Raw genomic sequence first — 14,740 nt, 5'->3', positions numbered from 1 at the left:
CCGTCAGAGGGTGATAGACGCCAGGGCGCCGACCGCCCCCCCGGCCGCCACCCAGCTCCACCCGCAGGCAACCCCGGCCACCACCCGTCCAGTTCCCGCCTACGGCGAAACGCATCCCGACGATGACCTTGACCGCACGCAGATGCGCGGCGATGCTGATGTTGCCGCGCCGGTGGCCGTGCTGCGGATCAGGCTCGACGACGGCCGGGACTTCCAGCTCGACCGCAACGTCCTGGTGGGCCGGAACCCGGTGGGCCAGACGGGTGAACAGCAGGCACAGCTCCTTGCCGTCACCGACGCCGGCCGGTCGATCTCCAAAACGCACCTCCACCTGCTGACCGACGGCCCGGGCATCTGGGTGACTGACCGCAATTCCACCAACGGCAGCGCAGTCACCACGCCGGATGGCCGGCGCACACCTCTCCAGCCGGGCGTGCCCGCGTATGTCAGACCGGGATCCACTGTCCACTTTGGTGACCGTTCCTTCCACCTAGGACAGGCATGAACCCCCAGCGAGCCAGTACTTCCCCCGAGGCAGAAAACGGTCCCGGGCTCAGCCTGAGCTACGGCTACGGCACGGACCGGGGACTGCGCCGCGAGCTCAATGAAGACTCCTTCATTGCCTCGGACCCCGTCTTCGCTGTGGCCGACGGCATGGGCGGACACGAAGCCGGGGAGATCGCCAGCGGCATGTGCGTCCGGGCGCTGGCTGCCATGCCGCAGCTCGCCACCGGGGAGCGGAGCATTACGGCGGCGGTGCTTCAGCAGTACCTGCTCCGTGCCGACACCGCCATCCGCGAAGCCACCGGTGCCCGCGCCGGAACCACCCTCACCGGCGCTGTGGTGGTGGAACAGATGGGGATGCCGTATTGGCTTGTCCTGAACATCGGCGATTCCCGGACGTACCGGCTGAGCCAGGGGCATTTCGCCCAGGTCAGTGTGGACCACTCGGAAGTCCAGGAACTTGTGGACGCCGGCGAAATCACGCCCGCACAGGCCGCCGTCCACCCCCGGCGCCACGTGGTCACCCGGGCCCTGGGCACGGGCGACGAGACCGAGGCCGACTACTGGCTGCTGCCCGTCGAAGAAGGCGACCGGATCCTGATCTGCTCTGACGGGCTCAACGCCGAGCTGACGGATGAGCACATCTTCCGCATCCTCAGTACCGTGGCCCATCCCCAGGACGCCGTGGATGCCCTAATCCAGGCCGCCCTGCGCAATGGCGGCCGCGACAACGTCACCGTCATCGTGGTTGACGCCAAGAACGTGATGAACGACGCCGGCATCGCCACCACAGCGCCCCGGCCCACCGCTGATGCGGAGCAGGAGGTCACGCTGCCGCGGGCGGAAATTTTTGACGCCGGCAGGGCGGCCGGGGACGAAAACGAAAGCGGGAAACACTAAGATGGCCACCGCCAACTACACAGCGGGCACCTGGTTGGGCATCGTCCGCCCACGCACCGCAGTTTTCCTGGGTCCGGGTTTCCTGGGCCCTGGCTCCGCGCCGGCGCTCGTGCAGACGCTCTGGGAACTGCTCGAGGACGCGCCGGAAGTACACGAGGTTCTTCATGCGGTCACCAGCAGCTTCGGTGTTTCCCTGGCGAAGATCCCGTCGTTCGGCATCGTGGATTTCCGTGACGGGCTGCGGGTCTTCCTGCGCGGGGACCTGGACCTGACCGTGCAGCTTCCCGGCGGCCCGGTGGACGTGAACGGACGGGACGTCACCACCTGGACCGAGCGGCGACTCGACCTGCCCGAGTGGTACCGGCTGACCGTGGCGGGCGGCGACGGTACCGGGACTGGCCTGCCGCTCACCGAGGGCGTGGTCCTCATGCAGTCGATGACGGTGGCAGTCACGGACACTCCGGCTGCGACCCACGAAGCGGCTGTAGCGGAGCCGGCGGTCGCCCTTCAACTGGCTGCGCCCGAACCCGCGGTTGCCCCGGAACGCGAACCCGCGGGCGCTCCGGAACCGGCTGTCGCTCCGGAGCCTGCTGCGGCCCCTGCACCCGAGGTCTCCGCCGAAACGGTGTTGGGGCTGATGGACGACGACTCGCACTATGCCGCGGAGGCTGTTGAGCCCGGGGGGGAGGCCCCGGCGGATTCCTCGCCGGATGTCGAGCCTGCGTCCCCCGAGGACCACGAACCCGCCCACGACCTGACCGGCACCTACGATCACCTGTGGGAAAAGACTGTGATGCGCCGCATCGAGGACGCCGCCGTACGGGACGAGCCTGATGTATCCTCCGCCGGCGCGGCACTTCACGCGGCAGCGCCGGAGCCTGAAGCCAAGGCACCCGAAGCGGCGGCAGCCACGGCAATGACGGACGCTCCGGTGGAGGCCGTGCCGGTGGCCGCCAAGCCGGTGCCGGACGCTCCGGCCGTGAAAACCCTCATTGACTCGGTCCCGTGGCGGACTGGTGGGAAGGGCGTGCCGTCCGCCCCTAGCCCGTCGTCGTTCACTCCGCCCGGGTCGCCCCTTCCTGCCGCCGCCGTGAATGCGATCGTCGTGCCCGGCACGGCCGTTCCTGTCAGCGCCATTCCGGCCACCGATCCGGCCCCGGACCACGACAGCTTCGACGGGGACCATGACGGTCAGACCATCATGAAGAGCGGCCTTGCCGGCCTGGGCGCGCATACGGCGGCAGGGCAAGAGCCGGCCCAGGACCCGGTGCCCGGCGCCGTGCCCTTTGTCCTGGCCCTGGTCTGCGACCGCGGCCACGCCAACCCGCCCACGCACGCCCAGTGCGCCGCTTGCGGGGGGACGCTGCCTCCGGACGCCATCCAGGTTGCCCGGCCGCGGCTGGGCAGGATGCGCGTCTCGACCGGTGAACTCGTGGACCTTGACCAGTCGCTGGTGATCGGTCGGCAGCCTTCCGTGTCCCGGGTGCAGGGCGGTGTGATGCCGCGGCTCATCCAGGTGTCCAGCCCCGGCGGTGACATTTCACGCTCGCACGTTGAGGTCCGGCTTGAGGGCTGGCACGTGATGCTGTGCGACCTGAAGGCCACCAACGGCACGGTCCTGGTCCGTGAGGGGCAGCAGCCGCGCCGCCTGGCCCAGAATGAAATGGCCATCCTGCTCGACGGCGATATCGCGGAACTGGGTGACGACATCTCATTGCGTTTTGAGGAGATTCTTTGAGTTCCAAACGGCCGGTTGCGCCGCCGCCCCACATCCCGGGGTTTACCTACATCAGCCTGCTCGGCTCCGGCGGGTTCTCCGACGTCTACCTTTATGAACAGGACCGTCCGCGGCGCAAGGTGGCCGTAAAAGTTCTCCTTTCGGACCTAAAGACCGAGGGTGCCCGGCGCCGGTTCGAGTCCGAAGCCAACCTCATGGCCCAACTGTCCTCCCACCCGTACATCGTGACGATCTTTGAGGCGGAGGTGACCGAGGCCGGGCACTCCTACCTGGCCATGGAGTACTGCTCCAGGCCCAGCCTGGATGTCCGTTACCGCCGCCAGCGCTTCAGTGTTGACGAGGTCCTCGCCGTCGGAATCCAGGTGGCCTCCGCCGTCGAGACCGCGCACCGCGCCGGCATCGCCCACCGGGACATCAAGCCTGCCAACATCCTGGTCACCGATTACAACCGGCCGGCACTGACGGACTTCGGCATCTCGGGAACCCTCGGCGGCGATGAAGATGGCGACGCCGGAATGTCCATCCCGTGGTCGCCGCCGGAACAGTTCACCGACGGCCCCGTCGACGGCGTGATGGTGGATGTCTGGGCGCTGGGCGCAACCCTGTACACCCTGCTTGCCGGCAGGTCGCCCTTCGTGATGCCGGGCACGGACAACTCCCAGCGTGAACTGATCTCGCGCATCACCAACTCGCCGCTGCCCCGTCTGGGCCGGGCCGATGTGCCAGAGTCACTGGAACGTGCACTCGCCACGGCCATGGCCAAGCCTGCTACCTCCAGGTACTCCTCTGCCCACGCCTTCGCCCTGGCCCTGCAGCGGATCCAGGCAGAACTGAACCTCTCGGTCACGCCCTTTGAAGTGCTCGAAGAGACCCACCATGATGACAACCACCCTGACGACGGATTCGAGGAAACCCGGGTCCGGAGCATCGCGGCCATCGACCCGGAACGGACCGGCAGCGCCCCCACGTTCCCGGCACGCACCCGGCCCCGGGATCCCGGTGCCGGCTCCCCGCCGTCGGGCGTTCCCGCAGGAGGATCTGCACCCGCGTCCGCGCCCCGGCCGCAGGTTCCCGGCAGCCTGTTCACCGGCGCGCCGGACCGCCAGATCGGCAGCAGCCAGGGCGGGAGCGCCCCGGCGGGCAGCAGCCAAACCGGTAACGCGGCCGGAAATCCCGCGGCGGAATGGGCCCACGCCACGATGCTCCGCGGCAGCGCGCCGGCTGCTGACTACGGCACGGTACCCGACGCAACCGTCCAGCGCCCCGGGCTGCTCCCGGGACAGCCGCCACAGCAGACCTCACGGCAGACCGCGCAGCGGACGGGCAGCGCGGAACCCGAAATCGACGCCACAATCAGCCGTCCGGCCGCCGCGCCGGAAACGGCACCGGAAACAGCCCCCGAGCACGGCAAACGGAACCTGTGGCTCGCCCTCGCCGGCGGGACGGTGCTGGTCCTGGCTATCATTGTGGGCATCGTGCTGGCCTCATCAGCGCCGGCGCCGAAGGTGGCCGAGACCGGCCAGGTCAACAAGCCTCCCGCGGATGCCCTGGATAACGGGACCGTCCCCGACGTCGCGGACCTGGCCGGAAAGGTGGACGCCACCGGGAAAGCCACGTTTACCTGGACCAATCCGCAGCCGAAATCCGGCGATTTCTACAAGTGGCGCGTCTACGCCCCTGGCGGAAGCGGTGAGTACCGGTCCGCCACCGAGCCCACCGCGCAGGTGGCACTGAACCCCACAGAACCTACCTGCATCCAAGTGATGCTGGTGCGAAGCGACGGAGCATTCTCACCCTTGGAAGAAGACTCGATCGCCTGCGTTCGCAAATGACGGTACGGCAGAGCGGCAAACACACGGAACGCGGGCAGCACCTGATGAGGAGGCACGGAAAATGGGGGATCTAGCAATAGATTTCTGTGGCGAATGGTACGAGCCGTCCGATGAGGAAATCTTCAACATCGGCCGGGAAGGCGATCTTGAGGTGGACGACAACCCCTACCTGCACCGCCAGTTCCTGCAGGTGGCCCGCTACGACGGGATCTGGTGGCTCAGCAATGTAGGCCGGATGCTGTCCGCCACCGTGGCAGACGGTTCCGGCGGCATGCAGGCATGGCTGTCCCCGGGGGCCCGCATACCGCTGGTCTTCAGCCACACCAACATCATTTTCACGGCCGGCCCCACCACCTACGAGTTCGCCGTGCACCTCAAAACGCCGTCCTTCCGCCAGCAGTCACGGGAAGACGACAGCAACGGGGACACCACCATCGGCCCGGTCGTTTTCACCGACTCCCAGAAGGCCCTCATCGTCGCGCTGGCCGAGCCCATGCTGCGGCGCGAAGGAACCGGCTTCAGCGCCATCCCGTCGTCGGCCGCAGCCGCCAAGACCTTGGGCTGGGCGCTTACGCGGTTCAACCGGAAGCTGGACAACGTCTGCGACAAACTTGACCGCGTGGGCGTGGTGGGGCTCCGTGGCGGCGGCGGAAAGCTGGCCACCAACCGGCGTGCCCGGCTGGTGGAACACGCCGTTACCACGCACCTGGTGACCGTCGACGATTTGTACCTTTTGGAAAAAATGAGGGGCGTGGACGAAGGATGAGGATCCGGCTGACACTCCGCCGGGACCCGGCGGAAACCAAGGACCTGGCGGTCACGGTGGACGGCCTGGCCACCGTGGCGGACATCGCCACGCAGTTGTGGGTCGCTGACCCGGAGCGGAAAGGATCGCCGGCACCGGAGAACCTTTCCCTCCGTATCGATGAGGCATTTGTGGGCGGCGGAATCCGCGGCAACGTCCTGACCCGGACGGACAACCTGCTGGAATCCGGCCTGCGTCCGGGCTCGGTGGTCTCATTGGCCGAGGTCAGCGAACACTTCAATGCGCCGGGCGCCAACCGCGGTCCCGCCGCGGCAACGCTGCGGATCCTGTCAGGGCCCGACGTCGGGCAGGAGTTTTCGCTGCCCTCCGGCACCAGCTACATCGGCCGGGGCCGGGACGTGGACATCCGGCTGTCCGACCCCCTCACCTCCAAACGCCATGCCCGCATTACGGTGGGCGAAAGCGTGGAGATCGTGGACACCAACTCCGCCAACGGCCTGCTGATGGACGGCCTCCCCGTCACCCGGGCCACGCTGAACTCCTCAGACACCGTCACCCTGGGGGATACCACCGTGACGGTGGTGCCGCTCGGACACAACCATGCGGCAGCGCCGACGTCGCCCCTTGTCGATTTCAACCGCTCCCCGCGCGTGGTTCCCCGCTTCGACGCGCCCAGGCGCGTGCCCCCTGCCGGGCCCAAGCGGCCGGACCACCAGGCCTTCCCGTACATCATGCTGATGGCGCCGCTCCTGATGGGCGGCGTGATGTTTGCGGTCACCCAGAACATGCTCTCGGTGATCTTCATGATGATGATGCCGCTGTTCATTGTGGGCCATTACGTGGATCACAAGATGCAGTCCCGGCGCCAGCAGAAGGAGCAGCTCAAGCAGTTCCGGGAGTCCATGGCTGCCTTCCGGCAGGACATTACGGAACTGCAGCACGTGGAACGGGCCGTCCGGCTCCAGGAAGCGCCCTCGGTGAGCGACACCGTGGACTCTATCTACAAGCTCGGTCCGCTGCTGTGGACGCACCGACCGGAGCACCTCGGCTTCCTGGGGCTGCGGTTCGGACTGGGCACCAGCCCGTCGCGCATCATCTTCGAGGAACCCAACAGCAACGACACCGAAGCTGAACACATGCGCGAGATCCAGGACTGCCTGAAGCAGTTCCGGGACATCGAAGGCGTCCCGGTGGTCTCCCAGCTGCGCACCTCAGGGGCCTTCGGCGTGGCCGGGGCGCGCGGCCTCGTCGACGATGTGGCCCGCGCCATGGTGCTGCAGTTCGTCGGACTGCACTCACCTGCGGAAGCCGTGGTCACGGCCATCACGTCGGCGCAGTCCCGGCAGCGCTGGGACTGGCTGCAGTGGCTGCCCCACGTGGGCTCAGGGCACAGCCCCCTCGCCGGTGACCACCTGGCCGCCGGATCCGCCAGCGGCTCCTCCCTCCTGGCCCGGCTGGAAGACCTGCTCGATGCCCGGGAGGCCACGGCAAAGCGTTCAGCCCCCGACGCCAGGGGACTGATCGACCCGGCCAAGCACGAACTCCCGGCACCGGTGCTGCCCGCGGTCCTGGTGATCGTTGAGGACGACGCCCCGGTTGACCGCGGCCGACTCACCCGCCTCGCCGAACGCGGGCCTGACTCCGGCGTCCACGTGATGTGGGTGGCCACCGACATCCAAACGCTCCCGGCCGCCTGCCGCGATTTCATGGTGGTGGACGGCGACAACGGCACCACCACCGGGCAGGTTCGGCTGGGCCGGCACACGTACCCCGTCAGCTGTGAAAGCCTCGACGCCGAACTTGCCGCGCAGCTGGCCCGGATGCTGGCCCCCGTGGTCGACGTTGGCAAGCCGGTCACGGACGATTCGGACCTGCCGCGCGCGGTGTCCTATGCCACCCTGATCGGCAAGGATTTCCTGGACAACCCGCAGGCCGTCGCTGAGCGCTGGGAGGAAAACAATTCCGTCCACGCCTCCGCCGTGCCCAACCGGAAGGACAACGGAACGCTCCGCGCGCTGGTCGGTTCCAAAGGAATCGAGCCGCTGTACCTGGACCTGAAGAACGAGGGCCCGCACGCGCTGGTGGGCGGCACCACGGGCGCCGGCAAATCCGAGTTCCTGCAGTCCTGGGTCATGGGCATGGCAGCCGCCTACAGCCCGGACCGGGTCAGCTTCCTCTTTGTGGACTACAAGGGCGGTGCGGCGTTCGCGGACTGCCTCAACCTGCCCCATACGGTGGGCCTGGTCACCGATCTATCGCAGCACCTGGTCCGCCGCGCCCTGACTTCCCTCCGGGCGGAACTGCACTACCGGGAGCATCTGCTGAACCGGAAGAAGGCCAAGGACCTGCTGGCCCTGCAGCGCGAGGCCGATCCCGAGGCCCCGCCCTACCTGGTCATCGTCGTTGACGAGTTCGCCGCGCTGGCCACCGAGGTGCCCGAGTTTGTGGACGGGGTGGTGGACGTGGCCGCCCGCGGCCGATCCCTGGGCCTGCACCTGATCCTGGCCACGCAGCGTCCTGCCGGCGTCATCAAGGACAACCTGCGGGCGAACACTAACCTCCGCGTGGCGCTGCGCATGGCCGATGAAGACGATGCGACGGACATCCTGGGCGTTCCCGACGCCGCCTACTTCGACCCGACCATCCCCGGCCGCGGTGCGGCCAAGACCGGCCCCGGCCGCATCCAGGGCTTCCAGACCGGCTACGCCGGCGGCTGGACCACGGAGAAGCCCCAGCGGCCGCAGATCGACATCGTGGAGATGGCTTTCGGGTCCGGCCCCAGCTGGGAAGCACCCGCCCCGGAGAAGCCGGTGTCGGAAGCCCCGGCCGGTCCCAACGACATCGCCCGGATGACCGCCAATATTGTCCGCGCGGCCGATTCGCTGGCCATCCGGCCCCCACGTAAGCCGTGGCTGGACGAGCTGGCCACCACCTACGACTTCTCCAAGCTGCCCAACCCCCGCTCCGATGAGCGCCTGCTGCTGGGCGTGGCGGACGATCCCACGCGGCAGGACCAGCCGACGGTGTTCTACGAACCGGACAAAGACGGCAACATGGCCATTTACGGCACCGGCGGCTCGGGCAAGTCCGCCGCCCTGCGCGGGATCGCGATCGCCGCCGCCGTCACGCCCCGTGGCGGCCCGGTCCACATCTACGGGATTGACTGCGGATCCTCCGGCCTGAGGATGCTCGACGAGCTCCCGCACGTGGGCGAGATCATCGACGGCGACGATGTGGAGCGGGTGGGCCGGCTGCTGCGGTTGCTCCGCGACATCGCCGACGAACGGTCCGCGCGCTACGCTGATGTCCGGGCGTCCACCATCGTCGAGTACCGGTCGCTGGCCGGCCGTCCGGATGAGAAGCGCATCTTCGTGCTGCTTGATGGAATGTCGGCGTTCCGCGAGACGTATGAGTACAGCAACCTGTCGGCGCTGTGGGACATCTTCCTCCAGCTGGCCACCGATGGCCGCCCCCTCGGCATCCACCTCGTCGTGACCGGTGACCGGCCCAACTCCGTACCGGCGTCGCTGCTGGCCTCCATCCAGCGCCGCCTGGTGCTGCGGCTGTCCTCCGAGGACGACTACCTGTCCATGGATGTGCCCAAGGATGTGCTCAGCTCCTCCTCGCCGCCGGGACGCGGACTGCTGGGCGGCCTCGAAGTACAGCTGGCCGTCCTGGGCGGGAACTCCAACCTCGCACTCCAGGCACGCGAGGTCCACAAGCTCAGCCAGGCGATGCTGCGCCAGGGCCTGGAGCAGGCACCCAAGATCCAGCGGCTGCCCGAACAGGTGGACCTGGACCTGCTGCCCGCAGGCAGCCCGGACCTCCCGGTCATCGGCGTCGACGACGAAACCTTGCAGCCGGCCGAAATCATGGCGAAGGGGCCGCTGCTCCTGGCCGGCCCGCCGGGTGCAGGACGCACCGTGGCGCTGGTCAGCCTGGCCTATGCGCTGCGCCGGTCCAACCCGGACACGGAGCTGGTCTACATCGGCTCGCGCCGGTCCGCCGTGGCGTCGCTGCCGCTCTGGAACCGTTCAGTGGTCGGCCCCGATGACCTGTCCGAGATTGTCGAGGACCTGGTGGAGCATTCCATCGGAAACCCGGGCAAGGTGTCCATCTTCATCGAAGGCCTGACCGAATTCACGGACACGGTGGCGGAATCGGGGGTGTCGCAGCTGGTGACCGCGTCCATCAAGGCCGACCAGTGGGTCATCGGCGAGTCCGAGACGTCAACCTGGTCCTCCGCCTGGTCCCTTGCACAGCCTTTCAAGTCCGGACGCCGGGGACTGCTGATGAACCCGGGCGACATCGAGGGGGACAGCCTGCTCAGTACCTCGCTGGGCCGGGTGAGCCCGCAGTTCATCCCGGGCCGCGGCTACATTGTGGGACGCGGCAAGGCACGCAAGCTGCAGATCGCCCTGCCGCCGGAAAACCGGGACTGAGTTCAGCCCGCGCCGGGGCCCGCTGATCCAAAGGATTTGCGGGCCCCGGGCGCGTTGTAGAAGACTACCGGCAACACTAGTTCGCTGCGGAGGGGGGTGCCGCGCGCTGTCCGCAAAGGTAACCATGATCCGATCTTCTTCCGCGCCCCGCGGCGTTGCTGCCGCGGCGATTGCGGTGCTGGCGCTCACGGTCGGCCTGTTGGCGGCTGCACCCGCGCAGGCCGACAACAGTGATAACGGGCCCGGCTGCGGACTGGTCTGCGGTCTTCTCCCCGGCGACCAGAAATCCCCGCCGGACCCGCCCGGCAATGGAAAGCCGACCGGTTCGCCGTCACCCACTCCCACAGCCATCACGCCGCCGTCCGAGCAGAACCCGACGGTTCCTGCCGTTCCTGTGGCACCGGCCCCCGCTGTAGCGCCCCCAGCCGCCCCGGAGCCGGCGGTTTCTCCGGACGCGGAAACCCCGACGCCGGAGGCCGCAACCAGCACCGTGTCACCTTCCGCGGCTTCCGTGAGTCCGTCTGCCGTCCCGTCCGCTGAATCCAACTGGGACACGCCGGTGACCAGGACGGCTAAGACCACCCAGGCCGCGGCGGTGTCCCGGAACGACGGTTCCGGGCTGTTTGGCGGTCCCGGCTTGCTGCCCATCATGGCGGGCGTCCTACTGGTGGGAGCCGCCGGCCTGGCGTTCGCCTGGTGGGGCCGGAACCGGTTCGCCTCGCACTGAGTCCCTTGTTGCTGGTGCCCGGGGTCCCGGGTCCGGCCCCGGGGGGACGGGATCCCCGGGTTTCCGGGGGCCGCCCATGGGTCCCTGGGTCCCACCCATCGGGAGTCGCGCATGGGCAGCGGTGCCCATCGACGGGTTTTGGCGGGCCGGGATAGGTTTGAGGCAATGGATCTTCCGGATGAGCCGGAGGCCGCTGGGGATGCCGATCTGGATCGGATCCGATGACTTTATTAGGAGAAACTGATGGCTATTTGGGGCGCAGATGTACAGCAGCTCAGGACTCTTGGCACGAAGCTTCAGGCCGGTGCGTCGGAGATCGAGCAGCAGCGGAGCAACCTGACCCGCCTGCTGGACAGCACCCTGTGGAAGGGCCCGGACGCGGACCACTTCCGCAGCGAATGGTCCGGCACGCACACCAATGCCCTGAACCAGGTGGTCCAGGCGCTGAAGGATGCCGGCCAGAAGGCCACGAAGAACGCCAACGAACAGGACCAGGCTTCACGCTAGGCCTGCTTTGCTTGCAGAAAGGGCCCGGACACCGTCCGGGCCCTTTCTGCGTTGCCCGCCTTTCAGGTGTACGGCCGGTCGGCCGCCCGGCCGTACGGCAAGTGTCGGAGGTGTAAGGCAAGATAGGTCTGTGAGCACAGCAACGGGCCCTGCAGAGGCTACAGCCGCCAGTAATGAGAACTTGACGGGACCGGAAGCCGTCCCTTCCGAGCCGGTCCGGGAGGAGTACGAAAACCTGGTTGACCTGGTTCGGAAGTACCGCTTCGCGTACTACCAGGAGGACGAGCCGCTGGTTTCGGATGCCGAATTCGACGAACTCTTCCGCCGACTGGAGGAGCTCGAGGCACTGCATCCCGAACTCATTGCCAATGACTCCCCGACGCAGGAAGTGGGCGGGGAAGTCTCAGCCGCGTTCGCCGCCGTCGAACACTTACAGCGTATGTACAGCCTTGAGGACGTCTTTTCCCTTGAGGAACTGGAGGCCTGGATCACCAAGGCGGAGGCCAGCATCAGCAAACTCGGGGACACGGCCCCGCCTGCCTGGCTGACCGAGCTCAAGATCGACGGACTGGCCGTCAACCTGCTGTACCGGGACGGCAAACTCGTCCGGGCCGCCACCAGGGGTGACGGGACAACAGGCGAGGACATCACCCACAACGTGCTCACCATCCAGGAAATCCCGCAGGAGCTGACCGGCAGCGGCTTCCCGCCCGAAATGGAAGTCCGCGGCGAGGTCTTTATCCCGTCCAAGGCATTTGCCGAATTCAACGAGGCGCTGATTGAAGCCGGCAAGGCACCGCTGGCCAACCCCCGGAACGCCGCAGCAGGTTCCCTCCGCCAAAAGGATCCCGCGGAGACGGCCAAGCGGCCGCTGCGCATGTTCGTCCACGGCATCGGTGCACGGGAAGGCCTGGACACCCTGACCCAGTCCCAGGCGTACGGCCTGTTGGAACAGTGGGGCCTGCCGGTCAGCCCCTACTTCGAGGTTCTCGCGAGCCGGCAGGACGTCCTGGCCTTCATCAAAGGCTACGGCGACAAACGGCACAGCCTGATGCACGAAATCGACGGCATTGTGGTCAAGGTTGACGACCTCGCCACCCAGCGCGCCCTTGGCTACACCACGCGTGTGCCGCGGTGGGCCGTCGCCTACAAGTACCCGCCGGAGGAAGTCCACACAAAACTGCTCGACATAGCAGTCAACGTGGGACGCACCGGACGCGTGACCCCGTTCGGTGTGATGGAACCCGTAAAGGTTGCCGGCTCAACGGTCGGCATGGCCACCCTGCACAACCAGGACGTGGTGAAAGCCAAGGGCGTGAAGATCGGTGACATTGTTGTGCTGCGAAAGGCCGGCGATGTCATTCCGGAGATCGTCGGCCCCGTACTGGCCCTCCGCGATCAGCAGCAGCCGCCGGTGCGCGACTTCGTGATGCCCACTGAATGTCCCTCGTGTGGCACAGCCCTTGCACCCGGCAAAGAAGGGGATGTGGATATCCGGTGCCCCAATGCCAGGTCCTGCCCCGCGCAGCTCCGCGAGCGGGTCTTCCATTTGGCCGGCCGCGGCGGGTTCGACATCGAGGCCCTCGGCGGGGAAGCGGCCATCGCGCTGACCTCCGGACCGGGCGCAGACCCGGCCACCAACGGTGGCAGGGTGGAGCCGGCCGGCGACGGCATCCTGAGCAGCGAGTCCCAACTGTTTGACCTGGCGGCGGACTCCGGAGTCGACGAGCTGCGCAACAAACTGGCGGACGTCAAGGTCTGGCGGGAGAAGCGCGTCAAGGGCGTAGGCACGGGACAGTGGGACCTGGCCCCGTACTTCTGGACCAAGGCCACCGCCAAGTCCCCGTCGAAGCCCACCGCCACCACGGAAAAGCTGTTCAAAGAACTCGAAAAGGCCAAGAACCAGCCGCTGTGGCGTGTGCTGGTGGCGTTGTCCATCCGGCACGTTGGCCCCAGGGCGTCCCGCGCCCTTGCCACCTCGTTCGGCAGCATGGACGGCATCCGGAACGCATCTGAGGAAGACCTTGCGCACGTGGACGGCGTGGGCCCCACCATCGCGGCGGCCCTCAAGGAATGGTTTGCCGAGGACTGGCACCTGGAGATCCTTGACCGCTGGGCTGCGGCCGGCGTCCGGATGGAGGACGAACGGGACGAGTCAACGCCCCGGACCTTGGAGGGGTTGACCATCGTTGTCACCGGCTCCCTGCCGAATTTCAGCCGGGACGAGGCGAAGGAAGCGATCCTCACCCGGGGCGGAAAGGCGGCCGGTTCCGTCTCCAAAAACACCAGCTATGTGGTGGCCGGGGAGAACGCCGGCACCAAGCTGGACAAGGCCGAGCAGCTCGGAATTCCCGTGCTGGACGAGGACGGCTTCCGCGAGCTTCTGGCGAGCGGCCCTGCTCCGGCAGTAGACAACGCCGCTGAATCCGAACAGGCTATCGTCCCCGGCCCCGAATCCGGCCCCGAATCCGAAGAGGTATCAGAATGAACCAGCCAGAGCTGACCATGGAACTCCTTGAAGTGGCGAAGGAGGCCGCCGCAGCGGGCGCGGCGGTGCTGGCATCACGCAACGCCGACGCCCTGGACGTCAGTAACAAGGGTGACTCCGGGGACTGGGTGACTGCCTTCGATGTTGCCGCGGAAAACGCGGTCAGGAAGGTCATCACGGCCGCCCGGCCGCAGGACGTCATCACGGGTGAGGAACACGGGACCACGCGGCCCGCTTCCCCCAGCGGCTATCGCTGGTCCATCGACCCCCTGGACGGCACCACCAACTTCATCCGGAACATCGTCTACTACGCCACCTCTGTGGCAGTTGCCGATGCCGACGGCGTGTGGCTGGCCGGCGTCGTCAACGCACCTGCCTTGGGCCGTGTCTACCATGCTGCCCGCGGCCAAGGCGCATGGCTGGAAGAAGGTGGCCGGCTGGTTCCGCTGCAAGGTCCGGAAGCGGGCCGGACGGGCCAGATTTTGGCCACGGGATTCAGCTACGATCCCGCCATCCGTGGTGAGCAGGCAGCGATGCTGGGGGAACTCATGAACGGGTTTGCCGACGTCAGGCGGCTGGGCTCGGCGGCGCTGGACCTTTGCCTCGTGGCGGACGGAACCCACGATGCCTACGGGGAACGCGGACTGAACGAACATGACTACTCGGCCGGGGCGCTGATTGCGGAGGAAGCGGGCTGCTGGGTGCGGCGTCCCCGTTTGGAGAGCCCCCTCGATGGCGGACCCAGCGACGCCGACCGGCTTGCGGCCTGGACCTGCGCCGGGACACTGGAACTGGCGGCGAAGTTTCCACTCTGACCCACTTGCGGCACTAGCATT

The 14,740-nt window shown here is 67.6% G+C and carries 10 protein-coding genes; all 10 read left to right on the top strand.

Annotation, left to right across the window (positions count from 1 at the left end; all coding sequences use genetic code 11):
• Positions 1 to 505, top strand: a 505-nt coding sequence (locus NQJ30_RS09675; protein ID WP_255769700.1) for an FHA domain-containing protein, incomplete at its 5' end; no start/stop codon positions are given.
• Positions 502 to 1,404 carry a PP2C family protein-serine/threonine phosphatase gene (locus NQJ30_RS09670; protein WP_255769699.1) on the top strand — a complete coding sequence of 301 codons (903 nt, stop codon included), beginning with the start codon at positions 502 to 504 and terminating at the stop codon, positions 1,402 to 1,404. The genes NQJ30_RS09675 and NQJ30_RS09670, both read left to right, overlap by 4 nt.
• 1 nt (position 1,405) lies before the next feature.
• Positions 1,406 to 3,142 (top strand): FHA domain-containing protein, encoded by a 1,737-nt coding sequence (locus tag NQJ30_RS09665; protein ID WP_255769698.1) that lies wholly within the window; start codon positions 1,406 to 1,408, stop codon positions 3,140 to 3,142.
• The gene (locus NQJ30_RS09660; RefSeq protein WP_255769697.1) at positions 3,139 to 4,974 is read left to right on the top strand and encodes a serine/threonine-protein kinase; all 1,836 of its coding nucleotides are present in this window, start codon (positions 3,139 to 3,141) and stop codon (positions 4,972 to 4,974) included. Before NQJ30_RS09665 ends, NQJ30_RS09660 begins: the two co-directional genes overlap by 4 nt.
• Before the next feature lie 61 nt (positions 4,975 to 5,035).
• Positions 5,036 to 5,740 carry a hypothetical protein gene (locus NQJ30_RS09655; protein ID WP_255769696.1) on the top strand — a complete coding sequence of 235 codons (705 nt, stop codon included), beginning with the start codon at positions 5,036 to 5,038 and terminating at the stop codon, positions 5,738 to 5,740.
• Complete coding sequence (locus tag NQJ30_RS09650; RefSeq protein ID WP_255769695.1) at positions 5,737 to 10,182, top strand: FtsK/SpoIIIE domain-containing protein; 4,446 nt, start codon at positions 5,737 to 5,739, stop codon at positions 10,180 to 10,182. The genes NQJ30_RS09655 and NQJ30_RS09650 overlap by 4 nt, the downstream gene beginning before the upstream one ends.
• Positions 10,183 to 10,306: 124 nt before the next feature.
• Entirely contained in the window at positions 10,307 to 10,909 is a 603-nt protein-coding gene (locus tag NQJ30_RS09645; protein ID WP_255769694.1) for a hypothetical protein, read from the top strand.
• A 243-nt stretch (positions 10,910 to 11,152) separates the two neighbouring features.
• Positions 11,153 to 11,416 carry a WXG100 family type VII secretion target gene (locus NQJ30_RS09640; RefSeq protein WP_255769693.1) on the top strand — a complete coding sequence of 88 codons (264 nt, stop codon included), beginning with the start codon at positions 11,153 to 11,155 and terminating at the stop codon, positions 11,414 to 11,416.
• A 130-nt stretch (positions 11,417 to 11,546) separates the two neighbouring features.
• Entirely contained in the window at positions 11,547 to 13,904 is a 2,358-nt protein-coding gene (ligA, locus tag NQJ30_RS09635) for an NAD-dependent DNA ligase LigA (RefSeq protein ID WP_374113239.1), read from the top strand.
• Entirely contained in the window at positions 13,901 to 14,719 is an 819-nt protein-coding gene (locus tag NQJ30_RS09630) for an inositol monophosphatase family protein (protein WP_255769692.1), read from the top strand. Before ligA ends, NQJ30_RS09630 begins: the two co-directional genes overlap by 4 nt.
• The last annotated feature ends 21 nt before the right edge of the window (positions 14,720 to 14,740 follow it).

The organism is Pseudarthrobacter sulfonivorans, assembly GCF_024391045.1.
In the GTDB taxonomy this organism is placed as follows: Bacteria; Actinomycetota; Actinomycetes; order Actinomycetales; family Micrococcaceae; genus Arthrobacter; species Arthrobacter sulfonivorans_B.
Note: the sequence above shows the minus strand (reverse complement) of the source record. Positions and strands in the feature narration are given on the sequence as shown.